The sequence below is a fragment of the Pseudomonas sp. URMO17WK12:I9 genome (genome assembly GCF_900230165.1).
GTDB lineage: Bacteria > Pseudomonadota > Gammaproteobacteria > Pseudomonadales > Pseudomonadaceae > Aquipseudomonas > Aquipseudomonas fulva.
The window spans coordinates 13,410-38,473 of record NZ_OCMQ01000014.1; the positions used below are offsets into that span (position 1 = coordinate 13,410).

Sequence of the window (25,064 nt, forward strand, 5' to 3'; positions counted from 1 at the left end):
AAGTGCAGTTCGGCAGGCGCTCAGGTCCGCCACAAGTACCAGGCAGCGATGGTGCGATAAGGTCGCCAGACGGCGCCCAACGCGCGCATCTGTGCAGGCGTCGGCGCTTTTTCCATAGCCTTGAGCCGCCGATAGCCCTCGCGTACGCCAAAGTCGTCGACCGGCAGCACATCCAGACGCTCCAGGCTGTAGATCAGCAGCATCTCAACCGTCCATCGCCCGACCCCACGCAGGGTCACCAGGCGCTCGATCAATTCGTCGTCGGTCATGCCCAGGGCCTGCTCGCGGGTTGGCACGACACCGTCCAGGCGACCTTGGGCAATGCCCAGCACCGTGCCCAGCTTGCTGGCCGAAAAGCCGCAGCTGCGCAAGGCGGCAGGGTCCGCTGCCAGCAGTTGGGTGGGCGTGGGGAAAACCCCTGGCCCAAACAGCGCCAGCAGTCGTCCAAGGATGGCGTCGCCTGCACGGGCGTGCAGTTGCTGGTAAGCGACCGACCTCACCAGTGCCTCGAAGGGTTCGCGCCCCGGAGTAGTACGGTGGCGGCAGGGGCCGACGGCGGCGATGTGCCGTGCCCAGTCCGCATCCAGCCCACTCAGGTACTCGGCCGCTTGCCGGTAGGCGACAGGTTCGGCGTCGATCAACATTGAAGCGGCTCCATCGACCAGAGGAGATGCCAGCTTAACCCAGCCACTCATCGGCCGACTGCCAGATCTTGCGCAAGTAATTCCTGAGGGAGCATTGCTCGCCACAGCCCTACCCGCATAGAATTGAGAACCATTCACAATCACACCTGACAGGAACCGACCGTGGCGACGATGCAGCTTCCCGACACGCTCAAACCGACCGAGGTCGCCCTGCTCTACCAATCCCACCATGCGTGGTTGCGCGGCTGGCTGCGCAGTCGCGTCGGTTGCAGCGAACATGCAGCCGACCTGGCCCAGGACACCTTCGTGCGGCTGTTGCGCGCCCGGCAGACCTCGCCTTTGAAAGAGCCTCGCGCCTACCTCAGCAGCATCGCCCGTGGCCTGATGATCGACCAGTTTCGTCGCCGGGCGCTGGAGCGGGCCTACCAGGACAGCCTGGCACATCTACCCGAAACCGACATCCCGAGCGAAGAACACAGGCTGGTCATCCTCGATAGCCTGGAGCGGCTCGACCGTGCCCTGCACCAGCTCAAGCCGCGTGCTCGCCAGGCCTTTCTGCATGCGCAACTGGACGGGCTGAGCATCATCCAGATCAGCTTGCTGCTAGGCGTTTCGAAAGCGACCGTGGAGCGCGACCTGGCCAAGGCGCTCAAGACTTGCTACCGGTTGCGTTATGCCGACGCCTGACCAAGCACCGGCCCAGGCCCGTGTCGACCAGGCCATCGACTGGTTGGTCAGGCTACGCTTCGGCAGCCCCGGCCCGGATGCCCAGGCGCAGTTCCAACGGTGGTTGTCCTTGCACCCTCACAATGGGTTGGCCTGGCAGCGCGTCAGCAACCTGGGCGATGAGCTCGCCGGGCTGCCCAAGGACCTCAGCCGTCGTACCCTCCAAGGCAGCGAACGCCAAGGCATCAGCCGGCGCGACCAGCTCAAGCTGGGGGCCTTGCTGGTGGTCGGCAGCGGCCTTGGGTGGATGGCGCGTGAGCCGCTGGGCCTGCCAGAGCTGTTGGCCGACAGTGCCACGGCCACCGGCGAGCGCCGACAACTGCAAGGCAGCGATGGCAGCCGCATCCAACTGAACACCGCCAGTGCCATCGACCTACGTTTCACGGCGGGCCAACGCCGCCTGGCGCTTCTGCGCGGTGAAGTCAGCCTGGACAGCAACCCTGCCGACAAGCGCCCGTTCTTCATCAATACCCGAGTGGCCACCCTGCGCACCCTCGACGGGCAACTGCTGGTGCGCCAGAGCGATCACGACTTACTGGTGGCGGTGCGCCGGGGCGAAGCCACGGTGATGACCGGTGCCACGCCAGTGCGGGTACATTCCGGCGAGACCTTGCGCGTGCAGGCCAATGGAGGCCATCAGGCCATCACGCCGCCCAGTGACCCTTGGGGCTGGACGGAAGGTGTACTCAGCGTTCGGCAAATGCCGCTGGCGGATTTCGTCGCCGAGCTAAACCGATACCGCCCCGGCCTGCTGCGCTGCGCGCCAGCGGTGGCGAACCTCAAGGTTTCCGGGACCTACCAGCTGGCCGACACCAATCAGATCCTGCAACTACTGGCCCGCAGCCTGCCGGTGCGTATCGATTACCACACCCGGTATTGGGTCAACATCGATGCCGCTTAGGTCTCGGCATGGCCGTCAGGGGCGCCAGTTGGCAATCACTTGGGTAACCTGCAAGGCCGTTCCTGCACGGAAGTCTGCTAGTTTTCAGAGGGTGTGCACGACGGCTGCTCACGCCGATGAGACTGCCGTGCAAAGCACACGAACAGACCGGCCATCAATGCCAGCGCCATGGGCAGCCCGTGGGGCGCGACGTCCATGGCGGCACCGCTGATCAGCGGCCCTACCAGGCTGCCGACGCCCCACAACAGCCCGACGCTGGCATTGGCGGTGACCAGGTCCTGCCCTTTGAAACGCTGGCCTATCAGCACCAGCGCCAGGGTATAGATACCGCCCGCGACCGCGCCCAACACCACCAGCAACGGCCACAACAGCCACGTCATGTTCAGCAACCAGGGCAACCCTATGCCAATGGCCATGGCTACTACCCCGCACGCCAGGTGCAGGCCAGTGCGCTCGATGCGGTCGGCAAGCCAGCCCAGCGGCAGTTGGAACAGCATGTCCCCTGCGAACACCACGGTCACCATCAGTGCCGCCACGCCCACGGCAAATCCGTGGCTGCTGGCATACACCGGCAAGAGCGAGAGCACCACCGCATCGAAAAACGAGAAGAACAGCACGGCCACGCACAGGGCCGGGGCCACGCGGAAGAAGCCGGCCAGTCCGAAGCTCTTGTCGTCTTCAGCGTGCAGCACCCGGTCATTGGGAACCGTTACCACAATGCACGCCAACGCCAGACCATAGCAGGCCGTGACCACGCCAGTGATCCATGGGCTGTGGGCACCGAGCACCGCCAGCATCGCCGGTCCAAGCACCTGGAAACCGGTAAAGCTGGTGGCGTAGAGGGCCATGATCTTGCCGCGGTTATGTTCCTGGCACAGTTCGTTGACCCACGATTCCCCGAGAATGATCGCGATACCCATGCCAAGGCCCAACGCCAGGCGCAAGACCGCCAGCCCCCACAACGAGGCGAATGCAGGCTCCAGCAGGCCGATGCTGAGCGTGCACAGGCTGAAACACAGCAAATAGAGCGTGCGTCGCTTGAAATACCGGCAACAGGCATCCACCAGGAATGCCGACAGCATCATGCCGGCCGCGGGGATGGCGGAAATCATCCCGATTTCGAGGGTGCCTGCGCCAGCCTCGTGCAGACGCAACGACACCAGCGGCAGGGTCGCGCCCAGGCTGAATCCCACGACCGAAACGGCGAACAGCAAGCCCGCCAGCAAACGTATGTTCATGAACCACTCCCAGCAAACCGATAAGACGTGCAGACAAAAACGCACCCACCAGCACGGCGGACGCTGTTCAAATGCTGATCAGTTCAGGTGTGGCGAGAAGGTGAAGGCAAACAGGACGCTGCGGCGGCGCTTGAGCACGGTGTCACTCGGCCAGGCACGGCGCAGCCCATCCAGGGCAGGCTGACGGCAACAGGGCAAGGACTGGAAACGGCGCATTGCTTTGGCTACTACGCATAAAGTGAGCAAGAGGCGGCACTCTAGGCCAGAGCAGGCGATACCGTCAATCGCCCCAGTGACTGTGGCGTCAAGGGGCATCCCTGCCCCGTTGATCATCAGCGCTTGCCAGTGCTCGGCAGCAATACCGCCAGCACCCCGAACAGGGGCAGGAACGAGCAAAGCCCGTACACGTATTCGATACCGCGCAAGTCAGCCACATAGCCCAGCAATGCCGCGCCGATGCCGCCAAAGCCGAACATCAGGCCAAAGAAGATGCCCGCGATCATGCCTACGCTACCGGGCACCAGTTCCTGGGCATACACCACGATGGCCGAGAATGCCGAGGCCAGGATAAAGCCGATCACCACGCTCAGTACCGTCGTCCAGAACAGGTCCGCGTAGGGCAGTGCCAGGGTGAACGGTGCCACACCCAGAATCGAGAACCAGATCACCGCCTTGCGCCCGATGCGATCGCCGATGGGCCCGCCAAAGAAGGTGCCCGCCGCTACCGCGCCCAGGAACAGGAACAGGTGCAACTGGGAACTGGCGACCGAAACGCCGAACTTCTCGATCAGGTAGAAGGTGAAGTAGCTGGTGAAGCTCGCCATGTAGAAGTACTTGGAAAACACCAGCAGCCCCAGCACCACTAGCGCGGCAACCACGCGTGCGCGGGAGATGCCATGGGTAGCCTGTACCGCCTTGCGCGCCTTGGCCTGGCTCAGGTGCTCGATGTACCAGCGGCGCAGCATCAGGGTCACGGCGAGAAAGAACAGTGCAGCCACGCCAAACCAGGCGACGTGGGTTTGCCCGAACGGAATGACGATGGCCGCTGCGAGCAACGGACCCAGGGCAGACCCAGTGTTGCCGCCTACCTGGAAAGTCGATTGCGCCAGGCCAAAGCGGCCTCCGGAGGCCAATCGCGCAATACGCGAGGTTTCGGGGTGGAATGTCGAAGAGCCGATGCCCACCAGGGCCGAGGCGAGCAGAATCATCGGGAAGCTGCCGACGAATGCCAGCAGCACGATACCGATCAGCGTGCACACCGTGCCCATGGGCAGCAGATTGGGCGTGGGCCGGCGGTCGGTGAAAAAGCCTACCCAGGGTTGCAGCAGCGACGCGGTGATCTGGAATGTCAGGGTGATCATGCCGATCTGGGCGAAGCTCAAGTCGTAATTGGCCTTGAGCATCGGGTAGATGGCCGGCAGTACCGACTGGATCAGGTCATTGATCAGGTGCGCCAAGGCGCAGAAGCCGATGATGCGCATCACCAGCGGTGTAGCGGTGCTCGCCTGCGCTTGAGTGGACGCCGGGGCGGCGCTGGGGATGGCCATGGCCTGGATCTCCGTCGGAAAGCTGGGCTCCGATTATCGGGATACAAATAGATACATAGCTACCTTTTTTTCCAGATCCAGTCTGGCAGCCATTTTCCCAGGCCTGTGGTGGGCGTCAGACAGGAGCGAGCGGATGCGCGGTACAAAGAGGTAAAGGCCCTAACTGGAGCTGATCACCCCTACGATTCGGGCTTTTCAGGGGATGGATAACGCTACGCATCACGCGATCGCTCGCTAAGTTTTTGAAAGCGTGTAAATTTTTTTTAAAAATCGTGTTGACAGGGGGGCCGTTCAAGAGAATAATGCGCGCCATCGGCTACATAGCTCAGTTGGTTAGAGCATAGCATTCATAATGCTGGGGTCCGGGGTTCAAGTCCCTGTGTAGCCACCAAACAAGACGAAGGGCTTACCGCAAGGTAAGCCCTTTTTCTTTGCCTGCCAGAAAGTCAGGCGGTTTTCGGCAGCCGGTGCAATCAACCCACACTGCTCATCGCCACCATCAGCCCCAGCGCAATGAGTGCCACCCCGATCACCCGGTCTGCGATGATTTGCCGCTCGATCATTGCCTTGCGCAATACGGTGTTGGAAAAAAACACAGCGACCAAGCTGAACCACGCCCAGTGCGCAAGCGACATGAATGCGCCGTAGGCCAGGTTGAGCCACAGCGGGCTGCCCTGCTCCACCACCTGGCTGAACGCACTGATGACGAACAGCATGGTCTTGGGGTTCAGGCAATTGGTCAAAAACCCGGTGCGCAGCGCTTGCAGCGCCCCGCCTGCAGCACCTTTGTCGTCAAGACGCACGCGCACAGTGTTGGTCAAGGACCGATAGCCCAGGTACAGCAGGTAGCACGCACCAATGGCCTTCATGCACAAGAACAGTGTCGGGCTTTGAGTCACGATGATCGATAGCCCGAGCACGGTGTACAGCACATGCACCTGAACCCCAAGGCCAATACCCACGGCAGCGGCCAGGCCAGCAATGCGCCCTTGCGCATAACTGCATCGGGTGACCATTGCAAAGTCGGCGCCGGGGCTGATGACCGCTAGCAGGGTAAACAAGGCGACAGCGAAGATTTCAGTCATTCATGGACTCTCGATAGGCGATGAACATGCACAGGTCAGGCATTATCGAACGCTTATCAGGCGCCTAAAAACGATTTAAAGTGCGTGAAATCGGTGAGTTTTCATCGTGCTTCATCACGCGTATTGGCTGGTTTTTCCATACGCGCATACCGCACCCATCAGGAATCCATGCCTGCCATGAAGCTTCCACCCCTGGCCGCCTTGCGCTACTTCGACGTCGCAGCCACCACCCAAAGCTTCATCCGCGCAGCCGAGTGCCTGCACGTCACCCATGGCGCCGTCAGCCGCCAGGTGCGCTTGCTCGAGGAAAGCCTGGAGGTGGCGTTGTTCGAACGACGCAATCGCGCCGTGTTCCTGACTTCGGCGGGGCGAGCACTGCATGCCACGACCCAAGCCATCTTCGAACAGCTCGAAAGCACGGTGCAGCGGCTCAAGGACAGCGATGACAATCCGGTGTTGGTCGTCTCCTGCGAGCCCACCATCGCCATGCGCTGGCTGATCCCGCGCCTGCCGCGTCTTAACGCTGCCCACCCTGATCTTCAATTGCAGCTGGTGGCCGCAGGCGGCCCGCTGGACTTCGCCCGCACAAACGTCGACATCGCTATCCGCCGCGACGACTTTCATTGGGGCATGACGCTGCATCAGCAGAAGATCTGTGACGAGTGGATTGGCCCTGTGGGGCGTCCGCCATTGTCGCCGAAGCTGCAAGGCCATCGACAGTTGTACAGTGCGACCCGCCCCGACGCCTGGGCCACTTGGCTGCGGCTTACAGGTGAGACAGCCATCGCGGGCGAGCGTAGCGACTTCGAGCACTTTTACCTGTCGATTCAGGCGGCCAGCGCAGGGCTGGGGGTCGCGATGGCATCCGCCTTGATGGTGCGTGACGAACTCGATACAGGGCAGTTACAGGCGCCCCTGGGCTTTGTACGCGATGGCTCGGCCTACCACCTGTTGAGCCCCTGCCCTCTGAATGATGCAGGCAAGCGCCAGCGGTTTGCCGAATGGGTGAAACAGGAATGCCAGGGCTGCCTGACTCACCTGGGCTTGCTGCAAAAGGATGACGCCGCGCTGCCATCGCCGCCCCAGGTGCGGTAGCCGGCCGTGTCCAGGTGGATGCGACCGCTCGGGTAGCGGCCAAGGCCCATGCCCCATGCCTGGCCGTGCTGCTGCCAGAACCGGCACAGCGGGTTGGGGTCGGCCCAAGGCGCCAGCAGGACATCCACGGCGAATGCTTGTGTATGCGCGCTGCCGATCGCCCCGCCGGCACAGCGGTTGAGGCCCGGGTCACGGTAGGCGGAGACCACTTCGAAATCGGGTAAGGCCCCTTGCTCACCCAGTGTTCGGAGCAACGACAGCGTAGCGCGCACAGCCGGCCAATGTTGCTTGGGCGGCACGGCAAACGGTGAAGCCCGGCACACTTTCCAGTCCGAGGCCGAGCGCAGGAGCTGATGAATCGGCACAACACCGTACAAACGTGCCTGCACGAGCATGTCGCGAAAAGGCCGCGTCGGGTGGTCACCTGCCCACTGGGCGAACATCCACAGGTCGCGCTCATCGGCCACGGCCCCGCTGGGCACTGAATTTACCGCCAGCAGCAGCGCGGCGACCACACTCCGTTTCTTCGACATGGCCCACCCCTGCACGTCATGGCAGCGGCACCCTGCCGCTGGCTCAGTCCGGGAACAACGTGCAGGCCATCACCAACGCATCCTCGCGACCACCCGCAGCTGGATAATAGTCGCGCCGGCGGCCGATTTCATTGAAGCCAAAACGCTCGTACAGGCGATACGCCGGATTGCTGGCCCTCACCTCAAGGAAACACTCGCGGCCGTTGAGCTGGTAGGCGCGCGACATCAGGTGTTCGAGCAGCCGCAGGCCCAGGCCGCGCCCTTGGTTCTCCGGCTTGACGGTGATGTTGAGCAGGTGGGCTTCGTCGATGATCACGTTGATCACGCCGTGGCCGACCTGTTGCTGCCCATCGAACATCAGCCAGACTTCATAGGATTTCAGGGCATCCAGAAAGATGCCGCGGGTCCAGGGGTGGCTGAACGCGGCATATTCGATTTTCAGCACGGCATCCAGATCCGCCTCGGTCATGGGGCGAAAACTGATCGAGTCACTCATTCAACGCGTTTCCAGCGCGCCATCAGCTGGCGCATGGCTTTCCAGACGTCCGCTTTACGCTGCGGCTCGTCCATCAACAGTTCCAGGCCCGGCAAGGCCCAGGCCTCGCCCAGGCCGTCGAGCTTGAGGGTTTGATAATAGGCTTGGTCGTCGGCGCCGGCGGCAAAGCGCAGCGCAGGCATGCCCACCAGCCACAGGCAGGTGCAGGGCGCTTCCTCCAGGCGAGCCTGGACAAAACCCTGTACGAAATCGCGGGCCGCGTCCGGGCCCTGGTCCATGTTGCCGCGCATCAGCAGCGGCCAGCGCACCGGCTCACCCACGATTTGCGGGGCGTCGGGCAGGCCGGCGGCGCGCAGCATATCCTTGAGCAGCAGGTAGGACGGGTCACGGCTCTGGAAAGGCTGGCCGGTGGCCAGCTCGACCAGTAACAGGCAATCGCCGGCACGCAGCAATTGCAAGGCAAAACGCGGAGGCGGCACCGGCACTGGGCGAGGTGTCGCAGCCTGCTCGGGCGCCTCTACAGGCTTGGCCGCAGCCTTGGCGGAAGCGCCCGGCCGCGGCACCTCGATCTTCGGCCGCTCGATGACACGGGCCTGGGGGGCGACAGGCGATTGGTCGGGTACCTGGCGTGGCGGCGGCTCGAAATCGATGTCCTCGGGCGGCGCCAACGGCAGCAGCAGTTCAGGCCGTGACGGCGCGGCGAACGGCAGCTCGGCGCGCGGCAGCCAGTGCACCACTTGCATGGCGGACAGGTAGGCGCGGCGACGTTGTTCGGTAAGCAAGGCGGTCATCCGAGGGGGGTTGGGACAGGTGCGCATTCTACCGCCGATAACCTGCCAGTGCCGCATCTGCTCGGCGGTTTTTTACGCATGCCCTGCCTGCCTGGGCAAGCCACAGCAGGCGGGCGGCTCGATCAGCCTGTCGCACGACAAGCCAAGGGGATAAGAACCAACCCGTCGGATGCAGTACAATCGCCCCCTTTTTCTTGGCAACGAGTCCAAGCCGATGATCGAACCCAAGCGCGTCCTGCGTGCCCTAGCCGAACACTGGGCCCTGATCGAGCCGCTGTGCGAGCGTTTCGACCAGGGCACCCTCAGCCTGGTGGAGCTGCGCCAGCATGTGGCCCGCCAGCAGATCGAGAGCACCCCGCAGGACATCACCCAACTGCTCGATGTGTGGATCCGCCTGGACATCCTGGTGCCCGTTGCCAAGAGCCCGAACCGCTTCGAGCTCAACGCCCAGATCCACGACTTCCTCGCCTATCTGCGCCGTGAGCATCGCCTTGGCCTGTGCCTGGAGATCGAGGCTTACCTGCGTCACCTGGAGCGCCTGGCCGGGCACATCCAGGATGCCTTCGACAACCGCGACAGTGACGATCTGGCGCGGCAACTGCGGCTCCTGGACATGCGCGTGCGGGACGTGCTGAAGAAGCTCGACAACGATGAGCAGGCACTGGTGGCCGTAGCCGAGCGGGCCAAGACCAGCAGCCGCCAGATACCCTTGCGCCAGCGCTATGCCGAAGTGCTGGCCACCTGGGATGAATACGTCGAGCCGATGATCCAGCTGGTCAACGCCGACGGCGCCTTCGAGCAAGGGGTGCGCAAGGTCGAGACCGTGCTGCTGAAACTGCTCGGGGAACAGGCGCGCCTTGGCCACCTGGTCGACGACGACATGCTGCTGCGCACCCATGCGCGTATTCTGGAGATGCAGACCAGCGCCCAGCTGACCCTGCGTCATGCCCGTGAACTGCTGCTGCCGCTGCGCGAGGAAGCACGGCGTCACAACGCGGTGACCCGTGGCGCTGCCCTGGCCCTGTCGGTGGTGCGCCGCAAGGGCCTGGACGCGCTGCCCCAGGCAGCCATGCCGTTGTTCACCCGGCCGCAAAGCACTTTCCTGGGCAGCGCCAGCCAGGTCGAAGCCTATGTCTATGCCTTGGCGCGCTTCGAGCCCAAGCCGGCGCGCTTCCCCAAGGCGCACAAGAGCGCGTCCGACGACAAGCCTCGCGCACCGCGCACGGTCAAGGAAATGACCGAACGCTGTGAACAGGCGCTGCCACTGCCAGACCTGATGGTGTGGCTGCTGGAGCAGGAGCCCGAAGGCGCCACCGACGAACTGCTGTACTGGTTCTCGCGCTTGTCACGGGAAAAACGCTTCAACCGCGAGCGCCTCGAGCGCCGTGACTACGACACCCAGGAACACCGCGTCAGCCTGCGTTCGTACGCCCTGACCTCCAGCCGCGAAGACGCCCCCAGTGCGTCCCCAGAACCCCACGCGAGCCCAGCCCATGCATCTTGATCTTTCCGAACTGTCCCAGCTCGCACCGATCTTCCGCGAGCTGTTCAAAGGTTTCCACATCAGCCGCCGCGACCCGGAGCTGTACGCGCAGTTGTCCAACTTCCAGGACCAGTACCGCAGCCTGTTCAAGGCCCTGGGCTTCGAGCTGGTGTGCGACACCCGCGGTTTCTACTACTTCGTGCCGGACATGACGGCGGCCCAGGTCAACAAGACGGCGCAGCGCCTGTCGCTGTTCACCTTCATCCTGGTCGAGCACCTGGCCGATCAAGGCCGTGACCCGATCGCGGTGCTCGACGGCGGCAGCGTTGGCCGCGACGAATTGCCTTCGTTGCTCGACAAGTACCGGGACCTGTTCGTGCAGGCCGAGGTGCAGACCGTCGAGGACCTGGAAGAAAAGATCCTGCGCCGTATGACCCAGCTCGGCTTCGCCCATGAAGAAGGTGGCATTTACCGTTTCCTGCCGCCGATGCACCGGTTCCTGGACGTTTGCCTGGCCGTGCAGCAGGACCGGGACCTGGCGGCAACGCTGCACAGCGCCCTGCCCTTGCCCACGCCAGTGCTGGCCGAAGACCCCGCCGAGCCAATGCCTGAACACACCGACGACCCGCTCGACCTGACGCCGTTCGAGGCTGAGGAAGACGAAGAGCAGGCCTTGGCTCGTGCCATTCGCCAAGAGCAACAGGAGATCGACGCATGAGCCAGGAACGCTACGGCATCCGCCGCTTCGCATTGCTCAACACGGCAGGCTACAGCCTGGGCTTGTTCCCACTGGAGCATCCGCTGTCGGTGTACGGCGCCAACAACCTGGGCAAGTCGGCATCGATCAACGCCCTGCAGTTCCCGATCCTGGCACGCATGTCGGACATGAGCTTCGGCAAGTACAGCCTGGAGCAGTCGCGCCGCTTCTACTTTGCCAGCGATACCTCGTACATCCTCTGCGAGCTGAGCCTGCCCCATGGTCCGCACGTGATCGGTGTCGTCGGCCGTGGGCCGGGTGGCGGCTTCGGGCACCAGTTCTTCGCCTATCAGGGCGAGCTGGACCTGGCGCACTATCAGAAAAACGACACGTGTCTGCGCCAGAAAGAGCTGTTCACCAACCTCGAAAGCAAAGGCATCAAAGCCTACGAGCTCAAGCCGGACGAGCTGCGCCGCCTGTTGGTCGGCGGCCATACCTCGGTGCCCCTGGACCTGACCCTGATCCCGCTGCGCTCGACCAGCGAGCAGAGCCTCAAGACCTTCCGCGCGCTGTTCATCAACCTGCTGCACATGCGCGAAATCACGGCAGCCAAGCTCAAGCAGCTGTTCCTCGATGCCTTCGAGCACAGCCTGCGCTCTGGCAGCGTCGACTACATTGCCGCCTGCGAAGAAGCCTTCCGCGATGTGCGGCGCATGGAACAGGACTACAACGCCCTGGTCGCCGCCGGCCCGCTGGTCGAGGCGCTGGCAGGCGGCGTCGCCCAACGCGACATCCTGCGCGGCAAGCTGCACCGGATTTCGCCGGTGCTCGACAACCTGCTGGGTACCTGGCAGGACTACGCCATGGCGCGCAAGGAAGAACTGGTCATCCAGGCCGAGCATTACCGGGGTGAACAGGACCGCTTGCAAAACGATCAGCGCGGCGGCACCCAGGAGCTGATGCGCCTTGAGCGTGAAATCACCGGCATCCAGCGCTGGCTGGGCGAGCTGTCGGTGTTGCGCCATCGTTTTGCGTTGGTCGATGACGTCAAGGTGCTGGAACAGCAGCTGCTGGCGGCCAAGGATGCCCATGACGAGCTTGCAGGCGCCCTGGCCCAGTCCCGTCAGTTCAGTGCCGAAGACCTCGACCAGCGCGTTGGCGACCTGGAAAAACGCCTCAGGCAGGTCAAGCAGCAGCTCGACCACGCCGACAACAACAGTTACGCCCGCTTGCGCGAAGAGTTCTCGCAGCAGGATGTCGACCGCCTGATGCGCCTGTTCAACGGCGCCCTGTTCAGCCTGCCATTGGGTGAGCGTGGCATCGAGCTGGACGACAGCGACCTGTGGGTGAAATCCCTTGAAGCGGTGCTCGACCGCTTCAAAGGTGAGCGTTTCGAGGCGCCGGGTCTGTCCATCGACCTGACCCACATCGACCCACCGGCTTTGCAGGCGCTGGCTGACCGCGCCGCGCTGCGTGATCAGAAGGAGCGCCTGGACAAGGAGCTGCGCCAGCTCAAGACCCAGCAGGCAGTAAGCGCCGACCGCTCGGCTTCCAAGGCGCAGACCGAAGCGCTGTACCAGCAGGTACTCGACGCCCAGAAAGCCCTGGAAGACTACCGCCGCAGCCAGACCCTGGCCGCCGAAGAGCCTGCCAAGCTCGAACAGCTCGCACAGATGGAGGCCGCCCAGGATGAGCTCAAGCGCTCCAGCGATGCGTTCACCGAGCGCGTGCAGCAGCTGTCGGCCAAACTGCAACTGGTGGCGCGCCAGTTGGGCGACCTTGAGTCCAAGCAACGTACCCTGGACGACGCACTGCGCCGCCGTCAGCTGCTACCGGCCGACCTGCCCCTCGGCACCCCGTTCATGGAGGCCATCGACGACTCCATGGACAACCTGCTGCCATTGCTCAACGACTACCAGGACAGCTGGCAGAGCCTGCAGCGGGTGGATAACCAGATCGAAGCGTTGTACGCGCAGGTACGCCTCAAAGGCGTGGCCAAGTTCGACAGCGAGGACGACATGGAGCGTCGCCTGCAGTTGCTGGTCAACGCCTATGCCCACCGCACCGACGAGGCGTTGACCCTGGCCAAGGCGCGTCGCGCTGCCGTGACCGACATTGCCCGTACCCTGCGCAACATCCGCAGCGACTATGACAGCCTCGAGCACCAGCTTGCCCTGTTCAACCGCGAGATCAACCGGCGCCAGGTCTCGAACCTGGAAAGCTTCCGCGTGGTGCTGGCACCGAACAAGGAGGCACTCAAGCACATCGACCAGATCATCCACAGTGCCGGCCAGTATGAAGAAGGCGAAACCCTGTCGGTGTTCGACCTCACCCAGAACGCCGACCAGGACAACCGGAACGAGCAGGCCAAGGAATACCTGGCGCGCCTGGTCGCCGCGAACCATAACCAATTGGGGTTGAAGGACCTGTTCGAGCTGGCGTTCGAGATCACCAAGGTCAACGGCCAGCCGATCATCCACGCCGACATCGACGGCGCGGCTTCGAACGGTACGACCATGACCATCAAGGCGCTGACCAACATGTATTTGTTGCTGCACCTGATGGACCGTGACTTGGCCGGACGTGTGCGCCTGCCGTACTACCTGGACGAAGCGGCGGACATCGACGAACGCAACCAGGCGGCACTGCTGGAGACCAGCCTGCAGCTGGGGTTCGTGCCGATTCTGGCGAGCGTCAAGCCGCAGGTCTCGGCACACGTGGCCATCGACCTGGAAGGCGGCAGCGGCCCCAACGGCATCTATATCGACGAATCGGACTGGAAGTTCATCAGCCCGCTGGAGGAGGTGAAGGTGGTGGTACGCGAAGATCAGGGTGAAGTGGTTATCTGACGGAGATTGTGGGGCCGCAGAGCGGCCCCGACAGTGGGCGCTGCGAAGCTCAGATGCTGGAACTGTTCCGCCTCCCATAGCGGCCCGTCCCGTGTCATGCCGAGGCCACCGTGGCAAACGACAGCCTCTAGATGCGGTTCACGTCAGTTGCCCGTGCCTCGACACCTGCACGTTTTCAACTCGAAATCGACCAGGCCTACCCGTCACTGAGCCCACGGCAGAATCGGAATCGCCGTCACGGCATTCTGCGGGCTGCCTTCGACGATGCGGTCGCTGTACACCAGATACACCAGCGTATTGCGCTTCTTGTCCAGGAAGCGCACCACCTGCATGGTCTTGAACACCAGCGATGTGCGCTCCTTGAACACCTCATCGCCATCCTTGAGCTCGCCCTTGAAACTGATCGGCCCTACCTGGCGGCAGGCGATCGAGGCCTCGGCGCGATCCTCGGCCAACCCCAGTCCACCCTTCACTCCCCCCGTCTTGGCCCGCGACAGGTAGCAAGTCACACCTTCGACCTTGGGGTCGTCGAAGGCTTCCACGACGATGCGGTCGTTCGGCCCCAGGAACTTGAAGACAGTGGACACCTGGCCGATTTCCTCGGCGCCAGCAAGCATCGGCAACCCAAGGGCTGCCACGACAAACAGTTTCTTCAGCATGTTCATACCAGCACCAGATTGTCACGATGCACCAGCTCAGGCTCGGCGCTATAACCCAGGATAGTCGCGATGGCGTCGGAGGATTGCCCAATGATCTTCTGCGCTTCCAGGGCACTGTAGTTAGCCAGGCCCCTGGCCACTTCCAACCCGTCAGGGCCCACGCACACCACCATCTCGCCACGTCGGAAGCTGCCCTGGATGGCCTTGACGCCCACTGGTAGCAAACTCTTGTGGGCCTGGCGCAGCGCCTGTACCGCTCCCTCGTCCAACACCAGCGTGCCGCGGGTCTGCAGATGACCCGCCAGCCACTGTTTACGGGCTGCCAGCATGCCGCGCTCAGGCGACAGCAAGGTGCCCAACCGCTCACCGGCCTTGAGACGATCGAGCACGCGCTCGATGCGCCCGCCAATGATGATGGTATGGGCACCAGAGCGTGCCGCCAGGCGTGCAGCGCGCAGCTTGGTCTGCATACCGCCGCGCCCCAGTGCACCACCGGTGCTGCCCGCCACGGCGTCCAGCGCCGGGTCATCGGCACGGGCTTCGAAGATCAGTTGCGCATCGGGGTTGTTGCGCGGGTCGGCATCGAACATGCCGTCACGGTCGGTCAGGATCACCAGCAGGTCGGCTTCCACGAGGTTAGCCACCAACGCCGCCAGAGTGTCGTTGTCACCGAAGCGAATCTCGTCGGTCACCACCGTGTCGTTTTCGTTGATCACCGGCACCACGCCCAGCTCGACAAGGGTGCGCAGGGTGCTGCGCGCATTGAGGTAGCGCTTGCGGTCGGACAGGTCGTCATGGGTCAGCAGGATCTGCGCGGTATGCTTGCCGTGCTCGCCAAAGCTCGACTCCCAGGCCTGCACCAGGCGCATCTGGCCGATGGACGCTGCTGCCTGCAGCTCGTTCATCGCACTGGGGCGTGACGTCCAGCCCAGCTGGCTCATGCCGGCAGCCACGGCGCCCGAGGAGACCAGCACCAACTCCACGCCCGCCTCACGCAGCGCGACCATCTGCTCGACCCACACGGCCATGGCGCCGCGATCGAGGCCTTTGCCATCGGCGGTCAGCAGCGCACTGCCAATCTTCACGACCCAGCGCCTGGCGCCCGTCACCTTGCTTCGCATCGTCTTCCAACCTATGTCGAATCTGTAGATACCGTGGATACAAAAACGCCGCTCAAGCGAGCGGCGTTTAGTGTACTGCAACCGATCAGTCGCGCACGTAAATGATTTCCGGACCGTCTTCGTCGTCCTCGAAATCATCATCCCAGTCATCGTCATCGCCGATGTCGTGCACGCTCTTGACACCGGTGCGGCGCAAGGTGCGGGCATCGTCCAGGGCCTGCAACTGGGCGCGAGCCTCGTCCTCGATGCGTTGGTCGAGGTCAGCCAGCTCCTCGGCATAGGCCGGGTCGTTGGCCAGGCGGTCGGCGCGGTCTTCGAGGTAGCGCATCAGGTCGTGGCTGAGCTTTTCGGTACCTTGCTTGGAGATGGCCGAGATCACATACACAGGGCCCTTCCATTGCAGGCGCTCGACCACTTCCTTGACCCGCTCGTCGCGCTCGTCGTCCATGACCATGTCGGCCTTGTTCAGCACCAACCAGCGCTCACGCTCAGCCAGCGACGGGCTGAAGCGGGTCAGCTCGTTGACGATGACTTCGGCGGCATCGGCCGGGCTGCTCTCGTCCAGCGGCGCCATGTCCACCAGGTGCAGCAGAACACGGGTACGCGCCAGGTGCTTGAGGAAGCGAATGCCCAGGCCAGCACCGTCGGAGGCACCTTCGATCAGCCCAGGAATGTCGGCGATGACGAAGCTTTTCCAGCGGTCGACACTGACCACGCCCAGGTTTGGCACCAGGGTGGTGAACGGGTAATCGGCCACTTTCGGCTTGGCGGCCGATACCGAGCGGATGAAGGTGCTCTTGCCCGCATTCGGCAGGCCCAGCAGGCCTACATCGGCCAGCACTTTCATTTCCATCTTCAGGTCGCGCTGATCACCCGGTTTACCTGGAGTGGTCTGGCGCGGTGCGCGGTTGGTACTGGATTTGAAACGGGTGTTGCCAAGGCCGTGCCAGCCGCCCTGAGCGACCATCAGCTTCTGCCCCGGCTTGACCAGGTCACCGATCACTTCCTGCGTGGAGGCATCGATGACCGTGGTGCCCACCGGCACACGCAGGAACAGGTCTTCACCCTTCTTGCCGGTGCAGTCGGTGCTGCCGCCATTGGCGCCGCGCTGAGCTTCGTGGTGACGGGTGTAGCGATAGTCGACCAGGGTATTGAGGTTCTCGTCTGCCACCATGAACACCGAACCACCGTCACCGCCATCGCCGCCGTTGGGGCCACCGTTCTCGATGAACTTCTCGCGACGGAAGCTCATGCAACCGTTACCGCCGTCACCGGCTTTGACCCGAATGGATACTTCGTCAACAAACTTCATTCAAAAACCGCCTCTCGCCTTCCGACGAGTTGAACACTGATAAACATGAGGCTCTTGCAAAAATGAGCGCGGCGGCCCCGTACGACCGTAGAAACCCACGCCGGCAACCCATACAAACAGCTTTGCAAGAGGCTCACCACAAACGAAAAAGCCCCGTCGCATGACGGGGCTTCTGGAGCGACGTCGCGATTAGGCTGCGACGATGCTCACGTAACGGCGGTTGAACTCGCCTTTCTTCTCGAACTTGATCACGCCTTCGATCTTGGCGAACAGGGTGTGATCTTTACCGATGCCCACGCCGTAGCCTGGGTGGAATTCGGTGCCGCGCTGGCGGACGATGATGTTGCCTGGCTTGATAACCTGGCCGCCATACATCTTCACGCCAAGGCGTTTCGATTCTGAGTCGCGACCGTTACGAGTACTACCACCAGCCTTCTTGTGAGCCATGGTTCAATTCTCCAAATAAATTCAGGGGATCTAGGGGATTAAGCCTGGATGCCGGTGATTTTGATCTCGGTGAACCACTGGCGGTGGCCCATGCGCTTCATGTGGTGCTTACGACGACGGAACTTGATGATGCGAACCTTGTCGTGGCGGCCTTGCGAAACGACTTCGGCCACTACTTTAGCGCCAGCAACAACTGGAGCACCGATGGTGACTTCTTCACCGTTGGCGACCAGCAGAACGCGATCGAAAGTCACGGACTCGCCAGTGGCGACTTCCAGTTTCTCGACCTTGAGGAATTCACCTTCAGCGACTTTGTACTGCTTGCCGCCGGTAACGATTACTGCGTAAGACATGGTATTTCTCCGATAATCCTGCTCACCCAGCGCTTTATATGATGAGTATTGGCTGGCATGGCTGCACAGGGCTGGAACGGCCCGGCGCAATTGCGTAAGGCAGGTGCTGCCCAGGAAGTTAGGGTGCGCGATTGTACGCAACACAGGTTTTGCTTGCAAGTGCAGCGCCCGACCGACTGGCACCGTGCCTTGACACACCGGGACCCGCAACCTAGCATGCCGCGCAACCTCACTGGAGCAGCCGATGCAACCCCAAACCTTCTACCGTGCGGTGGCTGACGATTTCAGCGCCGTCGACGAGATCATCAAGAAGCAGCTGACCTCGCGCGTGCCGCTGGTATCGAAGATCGGCGACTATATCACGTCGGCCGGTGGCAAGCGCCTGCGCCCATTGCTGGTGTTGCTGTGCGGCAAGGCCCTGGGCCACCGGGGCGACGACCTGCGGCTGCTGGCGGCAACCATCGAGTTCCTGCACACCGCCACCCTGCTGCACGATGACGTGGTCGACATGTCGGGCATGCGCCGCGGCCGCTCCACGGCCAACGCCCTGTGGGGCAATGCCCCAAGCGTGCTGGTCGGTGATTTCCTCTATTCCCGCTCGTTCGAGATGATGGTCGAACTGGGGTCGATGCCGGTCATGCAGATCCTGTCCAGGGCGACCCGGGTCATTGCCGAGGGTGAAGTGCTGCAGCTGTCGCGGGTTCGCGACGCCAGCACCACCGAGGACGTCTACATGGACGTCATCCGCGGCAAGACCGCCATGCTGTTCGAAGCCTCCACCCACAGTGCTGCGGCCCTGGCCCAGGCTTCCGATGCCCAGCGCGAGGCCTTGCGCATGTTCGGTGACCACCTGGGCGTGGCTTTCCAATTGGTCGACGACCTGCTCGACTATGAAGGTGACGCCGAGGCACTGGGCAAGAACGTGGGCGACGACCTGGCCGAGGGCAAGCCCACCCTGCCCTTGATCTACACCATGCGCGAGGGCACTGCCGAGCAAGCAGCACTGGTACGCCAGGCCATCCAGAAAGGCGGCCTTGAAGACCTGGAGCAGATCCGCGCTGCGGTAGAGGCATCGGGTGCGCTCAAGTACACCGCAGCCCTGGCGCAGGATTACGTCAAGCGCGCCATCGAGTGCCTGGAAGTGCTCCCTGCCAGCGAATACCGGGATGCGCTGGTCGAACTCAGCCAGTTCGCCGTCGCACGCACTCACTAACGGTACGTCCCTTCCCCACACGCGGTTCGTTCCTCGAACCGCTGCGGACTTTTGTCCGGACATAATCACTTCTGAAACCAGACCTTCTACAATGGCGGCTTTTTCCGCCTGTCTGTTCGAGGAACCCAAGTGAGTACGTTGCCACCCTGCCCCAAATGCAATTCCGAATACACCTACGAGGATGGCACGCAGCTGATCTGCCCTGAATGTGCCCACGAGTGGTCGGCCAGCGGCGAAGCCGAATCTGCCAATGACGACGTGGTAAAAAAAGATTCCGTCGGCAATGTGCTACAGGACGGCGACACCGTGACCGTGATCAAGGACTTGAAGGTCAAGGGCTCGTCCCTGGTGGTCAAGGTCGGCACCAAGGTCAAGAACATCCGCCTGTGCGACGGTGACCACGATATCGACTGCAAGATCGACGGTATTGGCGCGATGAAGCTGAAATCGGAATTCGTGCGCAAGGTCTGATTTCATCCAGATCCGCCAATTGGTTCTTGCTATTTTGATAATAAGAATTATTCTCATTGGAAAGTTATCCAAGGAGAATAGTCATGACTTATCTGATCGATGCCTGGCTGGACCGCCCTCACCCATACCTGCGCATTCTTCATCGGGAGACCGGTGAGGTGTGCGCGGTGCTCGAAGCAGAGGCGCTGGATGAACTGCGCGACCAGGGCGACCTGGACCTGCGCGGGCTGAATTCGAATGAGCCTGGGGTACTGAAGGAGCTGGTGCGCAACCTGTTTCTGTTCTGCTACGCACGGGCGTTGCGCCCGATGGGGACAGACTGGAACTGACACATCTGGCGAGCTGGGAAAGGGCCGCAATGCGGCCCCAGCGGTATTACAGAACGTCGAGCAATTCGACGTCGAACACCAGTACGCTGTGCGGCGGGATGCTGCCGACACCCTGGGCACCGTAGGCCAATTCGCTTGGCACATACAGGCGCCACTTGCTGCCGGCGCTCATCAATTGCAGGGCTTCGGTCCAACCTGCGATCACGCCCCCAACCGGGAATTCGGCCGGCTGACCACGATCGTACGAGCTGTCGAACACGGTGCCGTCGATCAGGGTGCCGTGGTAGTGCACACGCACCTGGTCTTCGCGCGATGGCTTGGCGCCTTCACCGGTGTTCAGCGCTTCGTACTGCAAGCCCGAATCCAGGGTGACGATGCCGTCGCGCTTGGCGTTGTCGGCCAAGAACTGCTTGCCGGCAGCCGCTGCAGCCTCGGCCTTGGCGGCTGCCTGGGCTTGCATCACTTCACGGATAACCTGGAAGCTGGCCGACAGATCGGCCTCGCTGACGCGGCTGTCTGCACCGTTGAAGGCGTCGGTCAGGCCGGCCACGATCGCTTCCAGGCTCACCCCTGGCGGCGGGTTGTCGCGCAGCTGGCCACCCAGCTGACGGCCGATGCCGTAGCTGACGCGGGTTTCGTCGGTAGACAGGTTGATCTCGGACATTGTCATGCTCCACTGCAGGGCGCAGCGCAGCCACGCCCTTGATGAAAAGGGCGAGCAGCCTAGCATATCGAGAGGCACCTAGCTGCACGCGGCAGACCCCCGCGTGCAGCTGAAGTCGAGGCTAGTGCTTGGTGAGCTTGTCCAGGTAACCCATGCAGAACGCCGAGACCACGAAGGTCATGTGGATGATGACGTACCACATCAGGTAATCGGTGGAGATGTTCTGGGCATCCATGAACACCCGCAACAGGTGGATGGACGAGATGGCCACGATCGACGCAGCCACCTTCATCTTCAGCGAGGAGGAGTCCATCTTGCCGAGCCAGTTGAGCTTTTCCTTGCTCTCGTCGATATCCAGCTGCGAAACGAAGTTCTCATAGCCGGAAATCATCACCATGACCAACAGCCCGCCGACCAGCGACATATCGATCAGCGACAGGATCACCAGGATCAGGTCGGCTTCGCTCAAGGCAAAGACGTTGGGCAGGACATGGACCACTTCCTGGAAGAATTTCAGCGCAAGGGCCAGCAGGCCCAGGGACAGGCCGAAGTAGATGGGGGCGAGCAGCCAGCGGGAGGCATACATCGCATTTTCGAGAATACGTTCCATGGAGGATGGGGACTCGTAGGTGGCTGGAAAAACGACCGCGAGTATAGCCAGCCGCCTCATGCAGCAAAAGCTGGATGACCGTCCCGGCCTGTTCAGGTCTCAGGATGGAACTGGTAGTCGCCCAGGTTTTTGGTGCGCTCGCCGTTCATGCGCCGCAACTGCGCCTGCAGGTGCAGGCACCAGATGGGCGGGTCTTCGTTGAGCTGATACCCGTGCAGGGTCAGGCTGTCGACGATGGCATTGAGCACGGACTCGGCCACCTGCGGCCCGTGAAACGGCCCTTGGGCCTTTACTGCCGAGGGTTGCTCACCGGCCATGCCGGCGGCGAACAGCAGCGTCCACATACCGGTATCGCCAGCCAGTGGCCGGATACTGCATTCGATGCGGGTCACAAGGCCCAGGCACTGACGTGTAAGGCTGAGGTTGCGCATGGCCGCGTCCTCCGAAAGCTCCGTTCAGCCCAGCAAACGGGCTGTCTTCATCCTGAACACTGATGTCGTCCTTGGTTCAGCATAGAAGAGCGTCAGCACAAGATGGAAAACCGGCGCCGAACGGTAGCCATTGGCCGCCAGCGCCGGTTTCTTGACTCAAGCAGGCTTGGCTTGCGCGATCACCTCTTCAAGGCGCTCCTTTTCCGCCTTCTCGATGTCTTCCTCACTGATCATCTCGGCAATCTCGCGCAGCCGTTCGACGACGCGTGCATTCACGCTACCCTCGGTGAACTGCCCTTTCTCGTCAGGCACACCCGCCTCCTCGCCTACCAGCAGGCTCAACGCCTCATCTGCCTGGCTGACCGCATACACATGGAAGGTGCCACTCTCGACCGCCTGCAACACACGTTCGTCGAGCATGAGCGTGGCCACGTTGGCGCGCGGGATGATCACCCCCTGCTCACCGGTCAGGCCACGGGCTTCGCAGAGCCTGAAGAACCCTTCGATCTTCTCGTTCACACCCCCGACAGCCTGCACTTCACCGAACTGGTTGATGGAACCGGTGATCGCGAAGCACTGCTTGAGCGGGGTGCGCGAAAGGGCCGAGATCAACGTGCAGGCCTCACCTAGCGAGGCGCTGTCGCCGTCCACGTAACCGTAGGATTGCTCCAGGGCGATGCTGGCCGAGATCGCCAGCGGGAATTCCTGGGCATAGCGGCTGCCCAGGTAGCCGGTCAGGATCATCACCCCCTTGGAGTGGATAGGCTGGCCCAGGTTTACCTCGCGCTCGATGTCGACGATACCGCTACCGCCCGGGTACACGGTGGCCGAGATACGCGCGGGCATGCCGAATGCCGAGTCGCCCACCTCCAGCACGGTCAGGCCATTGCACTTGCCGATGGCCGCGCCCTGAGTGTCGATCAGGATGATGCCGGCCAGCATGTCGTCCAGCACCCGCTGCGAGACCCGCCCGGTGCGTGTGGCCTTGGCCTTGAGTGCACGTTCGATATGGCCAGCATCGGTCATTTCGTCGTTGGCCAGCTGACGAATGAAGTCGGCCTCGCTGACCAGCTGGAACAGGTCGCCGATCCGGGCCGAGAGCCGTGCCTGGTTTTCAGCCAGGCGAGCGCTGTAGGTCGCTAGCCGGGCCACGGCGTCGCTGGTCAAGGGCGCCATGCCCTCCTCGTTGGTACGGGTGCGCAGCAGTTGGGCGAACTGCTCCAGGTTCTCGTCGACCATGGGCATGTCTTCGTCGAAATCCACCAGCACCCTGAACATCTCCTGGAAGTCCGGGTCGTGGTCCTGCAGCGCGTAATACAACTGACGCGAGCCGATGATCACCAGCTTGACGTTTAGCGGGATCACCTGCGGGGTAAGGCTGACGGTCGCCACCCGGCCAAGCTCGCCCAAGGGTGACTCCATCTTGAGCTTGCGCGATTGCAGGGCGCGCTTGAGCGCATCCCAGACAAAGGGCTCACCCAGCATTTTCTCGGCTTCCAGGATCAGGAAGCCGCCGTTGGCCCGGTGCAGGGCTCCCGGACGCAACTGCCGGTACGACGTGTAGAGCGCGCCCTGGTCGGTGCTGTACTCGATGCGACCGAACAGGTTGTCGTAGGTCGGGTGCGGCTCGAACACCACCGGCGCCCCGCCGTCATGATGATGGCCCACGACCAGGCTGGGTGCGTACTGCTCCTCGAGCATCTTGCGCGCCACGGCGTCTGTCTTGCTGTCCTCGACCAGTTGCTCGACCACCGTGCGCAACAGGTTCAGTTGCACCGATTGCAGGTAGGCACACACGGCAGCGTTCTCGGCGTACTTTTCCGACAGCGGTGCGAGCAAAGGCTCGAGTGCCAGGGTAATGGTTTCTTCGTTGAGCTGGCGCAACTGGTTGTTCGACTCACGCTTCCATTGCGGAAGGCTGGCCAGCTCTTCGTTCAAACGCTCCTCGAGCAGGGCGATGTCTTCGTGAAACTGTTCGCGCACGTGCTCAGGCAACTGGGCGAACTCGGCCTCATCCAGGGCCTTGCCGTCTGCCATCGGCGTGAAGGCCACGTTGCTGGCATCGCGGTACAAGGCCACGTCCTTTTCCAGCGAAGCGCGCTCGATCACATCCAGCGCGCGGTCGTAGCGCTGGTTGAAGGCGCGGTCGATGGCGCCTTTTTTCTGCTGGTACGAGGGGTGTTCGAACACGGCCGGGAATGTCGCCAGCAAGTTGTCGATCAACCCGTTCATGTCAGCGATGAAGTCCCCGGCACTGCCCGATGGCAATTCCAGGGCTCGCGGCTCGCGGGTGTCGTCAAAATGGTTGACGTAAAGCCAGTCGGATGGGGTCTGCTGACGCTTGCCCTCCGCCTTGAGGTAACGCTTGACGAACGAGAACCGGCCGGTACCGGGCTCGCCCATCACGTATACGTTGTAGCCGGGGCGCGGCATGGCCACGCCGAATTGCAGGGCCTCGACAGCACGCTCCTGGCCCAGTACGCCGCGAAACGGCTCCAGATCGTCCGTATTGGTGAAAGCAAACTGCTCGGGAGAGAAACGCCGGGTGAGGGCTTCAGGCGCAAGACGCAGGCGCGCAGCGACAGGATCGGGCATTGGGTTTCCTTACTTCGGCGGGGCAGATACGCAGCATTCTGGCGCTGCCTGCGCGCGGGTTGCAAGGCTCCTCGGGATTTATGTCGCAGGCGCGACGGTGTCTTGTACAAGCAAATTTTTCGCAATCGGTAACGCAACCTTTGGAACATGCCTAAACTCCAACTTGCGCGGGTGGGTGAAATGCTTTCCCGACCTGGCACCCGAGTTGCCAGAAACCTGACCCTTGGTTTAAGTCAAATAGAGAATAAATGCTATGAAACGGATTCTTCTGGGTACTCTGTTCACCGTCGCTTCGCTCAACGCCATGGCCGACGCGCCAGGCGGCCCGAATTGCGGCTGGGGCAACATGCTGTTCGAAGGCCAGCGCGGCACTCCGGCACACTTCCTGGCTTCCACCACCAACGGCACTTCCGGTAACGCCACCTTCGGCATGACCTCCGGCACCAACGGCTGCTCCACCAAGTCTGCACTGACCTACGGCGGCAAATCGTGGTTCGCCATGAACGGCATGATGAACGAGCTTTCCGAAGACATGGCCATGGGTCAGGGTGAAGCACTGACCACCTACGCCGTGGTACTGGGCGTGGCGCCGGAAGACCGTGCGCACTTCGCATCGGTCACCCACGATCACTTCAACCAGATCTTCAGCAGCGCCGATGTCAATGCTGAAACAGTGCACAGCAACACCCTGGCCGTTCTGAAGAACGACCCACGCCTGGCCAAGTACGCTACCGAAGCCTAAACGCGCGTTTCCCGCCCCGGCTCCGGGGCGGG

The 25,064-nt window shown here is 62.6% G+C and carries 27 protein-coding genes and 1 tRNA gene; 11 read left to right on the forward strand and 17 right to left on the reverse strand.

The genetic code is table 11. The features are described from left to right. Positions 1-20 precede the first annotated feature (20 nt). On the reverse strand, positions 21-644 hold the full coding sequence (locus CRP40_RS20110) for a DNA-3-methyladenine glycosylase (RefSeq protein ID WP_027915458.1): 624 nt from the start codon (positions 642-644) through the stop codon (positions 21-23). Positions 645-815: 171 nt separating this feature from the next. Here CRP40_RS20110 and CRP40_RS20115 point away from each other — a divergent pair, with 171 nt between their 5' ends. Then, positions 816-1,331, forward strand: coding sequence for a sigma-70 family RNA polymerase sigma factor (locus CRP40_RS20115; RefSeq protein ID WP_027915459.1), 516 nt, complete (start codon positions 816-818; stop codon positions 1,329-1,331). Further along, complete coding sequence (locus tag CRP40_RS20120; protein WP_027915460.1) at positions 1,318-2,271, forward strand: FecR domain-containing protein; 954 nt, start codon at positions 1,318-1,320, stop codon at positions 2,269-2,271. Before CRP40_RS20115 ends, CRP40_RS20120 begins: the two co-directional genes overlap by 14 nt. A 77-nt stretch (positions 2,272-2,348) precedes the next feature. On the opposite strand, the gene CRP40_RS20125 is transcribed toward CRP40_RS20120, so the two are convergent. The 3 genes from CRP40_RS20125 to CRP40_RS20130 form a co-directional block, all read right to left on the reverse strand. Continuing rightward, positions 2,349-3,509, reverse strand: a complete 1,161-nt coding sequence (locus CRP40_RS20125; RefSeq protein WP_027915461.1) for an MFS transporter — start codon at positions 3,507-3,509, stop codon at positions 2,349-2,351. A 78-nt stretch (positions 3,510-3,587) separates the two neighbouring features. Next, positions 3,588-3,725, reverse strand: a complete 138-nt coding sequence (locus CRP40_RS22055) for a hypothetical protein (RefSeq protein ID WP_165919232.1) — start codon at positions 3,723-3,725, stop codon at positions 3,588-3,590. 116 nt (positions 3,726-3,841) lie between these two features. Further along, the gene (locus tag CRP40_RS20130) at positions 3,842-5,056 is read right to left on the reverse strand and encodes an MFS transporter (protein ID WP_027915462.1); all 1,215 of its coding nucleotides are present in this window, start codon (positions 5,054-5,056) and stop codon (positions 3,842-3,844) included. Positions 5,057-5,370: 314 nt separating this feature from the next. Here CRP40_RS20130 and CRP40_RS20135 point away from each other — a divergent pair. Then, a tRNA-Met gene (locus tag CRP40_RS20135) sits at positions 5,371-5,447 on the forward strand. Between the two features lie 82 nt (positions 5,448-5,529). Here CRP40_RS20135 and CRP40_RS20140 read toward each other — a convergent pair. Beyond that, complete coding sequence (locus CRP40_RS20140) at positions 5,530-6,141, reverse strand: LysE family translocator (protein ID WP_027915463.1); 612 nt, start codon at positions 6,139-6,141, stop codon at positions 5,530-5,532. A 177-nt stretch (positions 6,142-6,318) separates the two neighbouring features. Here CRP40_RS20140 and CRP40_RS20145 point away from each other — a divergent pair, with 177 nt between their 5' ends. Next, entirely contained in the window at positions 6,319-7,236 is a 918-nt protein-coding gene (locus CRP40_RS20145) for a LysR substrate-binding domain-containing protein (protein ID WP_027915464.1), read from the forward strand. Here the strand turns inward: CRP40_RS20145 and CRP40_RS20150 are convergent. The 3 genes from CRP40_RS20150 to CRP40_RS20160 all read right to left on the reverse strand — a co-directional run bounded on the left by CRP40_RS20150 (position 7,176) and on the right by CRP40_RS20160 (position 9,047). Beyond that, complete coding sequence (locus CRP40_RS20150; RefSeq protein ID WP_033695098.1) at positions 7,176-7,679, reverse strand: D-Ala-D-Ala carboxypeptidase family metallohydrolase; 504 nt, start codon at positions 7,677-7,679, stop codon at positions 7,176-7,178. The two genes, CRP40_RS20145 and CRP40_RS20150, sit on opposite strands and share 61 nt — an antisense overlap. Before the next feature lie 133 nt (positions 7,680-7,812). Continuing rightward, positions 7,813-8,265 (reverse strand): ribosomal protein S18-alanine N-acetyltransferase, encoded by a 453-nt coding sequence (gene rimI / locus CRP40_RS20155; RefSeq protein WP_023533216.1) that lies wholly within the window; start codon positions 8,263-8,265, stop codon positions 7,813-7,815. Beyond that, positions 8,262-9,047 carry a hypothetical protein gene (locus tag CRP40_RS20160; RefSeq protein ID WP_027915466.1) on the reverse strand — a complete coding sequence of 262 codons (786 nt, stop codon included), beginning with the start codon at positions 9,045-9,047 and terminating at the stop codon, positions 8,262-8,264. Before CRP40_RS20160 ends, rimI begins: the two co-directional genes overlap by 4 nt. Positions 9,048-9,270: 223 nt before the next feature. Here CRP40_RS20160 and mksB point away from each other — a divergent pair, with 223 nt between their 5' ends. Genes mksB through mksF form a run of 3 tightly spaced genes read left to right on the forward strand, consistent with a single transcriptional unit; the run spans position 9,271 to position 14,085 of the window. Beyond that, complete coding sequence (gene mksB / locus CRP40_RS20165) at positions 9,271-10,560, forward strand: Mks condensin complex protein MksB (RefSeq protein ID WP_023533191.1); 1,290 nt, start codon at positions 9,271-9,273, stop codon at positions 10,558-10,560. Next, positions 10,550-11,257 carry an Mks condensin complex protein MksE gene (gene mksE / locus CRP40_RS20170; protein WP_027915467.1) on the forward strand — a complete coding sequence of 236 codons (708 nt, stop codon included), beginning with the start codon at positions 10,550-10,552 and terminating at the stop codon, positions 11,255-11,257. Before mksB ends, mksE begins: the two co-directional genes overlap by 11 nt. Beyond that, the gene (mksF, locus tag CRP40_RS20175) at positions 11,254-14,085 is read left to right on the forward strand and encodes an Mks condensin complex protein MksF (protein WP_027915468.1); all 2,832 of its coding nucleotides are present in this window, start codon (positions 11,254-11,256) and stop codon (positions 14,083-14,085) included. The genes mksE and mksF overlap by 4 nt, the downstream gene beginning before the upstream one ends. A gap of 203 nt (positions 14,086-14,288) precedes the next feature. On the opposite strand, the gene CRP40_RS20180 is transcribed toward mksF, so the two are convergent. The 5 genes from CRP40_RS20180 to rplU all read right to left on the reverse strand — a co-directional run bounded on the left by CRP40_RS20180 (position 14,289) and on the right by rplU (position 17,977). Then, positions 14,289-14,750 (reverse strand): CreA family protein, encoded by a 462-nt coding sequence (locus CRP40_RS20180; protein WP_023533236.1) that lies wholly within the window; start codon positions 14,748-14,750, stop codon positions 14,289-14,291. Then, complete coding sequence (gene proB / locus CRP40_RS20185) at positions 14,747-15,865, reverse strand: glutamate 5-kinase (RefSeq protein ID WP_027915469.1); 1,119 nt, start codon at positions 15,863-15,865, stop codon at positions 14,747-14,749. Before proB ends, CRP40_RS20180 begins: the two co-directional genes overlap by 4 nt. A gap of 85 nt (positions 15,866-15,950) precedes the next feature. After that, entirely contained in the window at positions 15,951-17,177 is a 1,227-nt protein-coding gene (gene cgtA, locus CRP40_RS20190) for an Obg family GTPase CgtA (protein ID WP_027915470.1), read from the reverse strand. 189 nt (positions 17,178-17,366) lie between these two features. Next, positions 17,367-17,624: a 50S ribosomal protein L27 gene (gene rpmA, locus CRP40_RS20195; protein WP_023533198.1), complete on the reverse strand. Its 258-nt coding sequence runs from the start codon at positions 17,622-17,624 to the stop codon at positions 17,367-17,369. A gap of 38 nt (positions 17,625-17,662) precedes the next feature. Beyond that, positions 17,663-17,977, reverse strand: coding sequence for a 50S ribosomal protein L21 (gene rplU / locus CRP40_RS20200; RefSeq protein WP_023533254.1), 315 nt, complete (start codon positions 17,975-17,977; stop codon positions 17,663-17,665). Positions 17,978-18,221: 244 nt separating this feature from the next. On the opposite strand from rplU, the gene CRP40_RS20205 reads away from it, so the two are divergent. From CRP40_RS20205 to CRP40_RS20215, 3 genes are all read left to right on the forward strand, one after another. After that, positions 18,222-19,190 carry a polyprenyl synthetase family protein gene (locus CRP40_RS20205; RefSeq protein ID WP_027915471.1) on the forward strand — a complete coding sequence of 323 codons (969 nt, stop codon included), beginning with the start codon at positions 18,222-18,224 and terminating at the stop codon, positions 19,188-19,190. 129 nt (positions 19,191-19,319) lie between these two features. Next, on the forward strand, positions 19,320-19,661 hold the full coding sequence (locus CRP40_RS20210) for a zinc ribbon domain-containing protein YjdM (protein WP_027915472.1): 342 nt from the start codon (positions 19,320-19,322) through the stop codon (positions 19,659-19,661). Positions 19,662-19,744: 83 nt separating this feature from the next. Further along, the gene (locus CRP40_RS20215; RefSeq protein ID WP_027915473.1) at positions 19,745-19,990 is read left to right on the forward strand and encodes a hypothetical protein; all 246 of its coding nucleotides are present in this window, start codon (positions 19,745-19,747) and stop codon (positions 19,988-19,990) included. 46 nt (positions 19,991-20,036) lie between these two features. On the opposite strand, the gene CRP40_RS20220 is transcribed toward CRP40_RS20215, so the two are convergent. The 4 genes from CRP40_RS20220 to CRP40_RS20235 form a co-directional block, all read right to left on the reverse strand. Next, positions 20,037-20,654 (reverse strand): FKBP-type peptidyl-prolyl cis-trans isomerase, encoded by a 618-nt coding sequence (locus CRP40_RS20220; protein ID WP_027915474.1) that lies wholly within the window; start codon positions 20,652-20,654, stop codon positions 20,037-20,039. 121 nt (positions 20,655-20,775) lie between these two features. Next, entirely contained in the window at positions 20,776-21,264 is a 489-nt protein-coding gene (locus tag CRP40_RS20225; protein ID WP_003247486.1) for a TIGR00645 family protein, read from the reverse strand. 92 nt (positions 21,265-21,356) lie between these two features. Further along, positions 21,357-21,695, reverse strand: a complete 339-nt coding sequence (locus CRP40_RS20230) for a hypothetical protein (RefSeq protein ID WP_027915475.1) — start codon at positions 21,693-21,695, stop codon at positions 21,357-21,359. Between the two features lie 156 nt (positions 21,696-21,851). Continuing rightward, positions 21,852-24,290 (reverse strand): ATP-binding protein, encoded by a 2,439-nt coding sequence (locus CRP40_RS20235; protein ID WP_027915476.1) that lies wholly within the window; start codon positions 24,288-24,290, stop codon positions 21,852-21,854. Between the two features lie 253 nt (positions 24,291-24,543). Between CRP40_RS20235 and CRP40_RS20240 the strand changes: the two genes are divergently transcribed. Next, positions 24,544-25,032, forward strand: coding sequence for a DUF3015 domain-containing protein (locus CRP40_RS20240; protein WP_023533283.1), 489 nt, complete (start codon positions 24,544-24,546; stop codon positions 25,030-25,032). Positions 25,033-25,064: the final 32 nt, after the last annotated feature.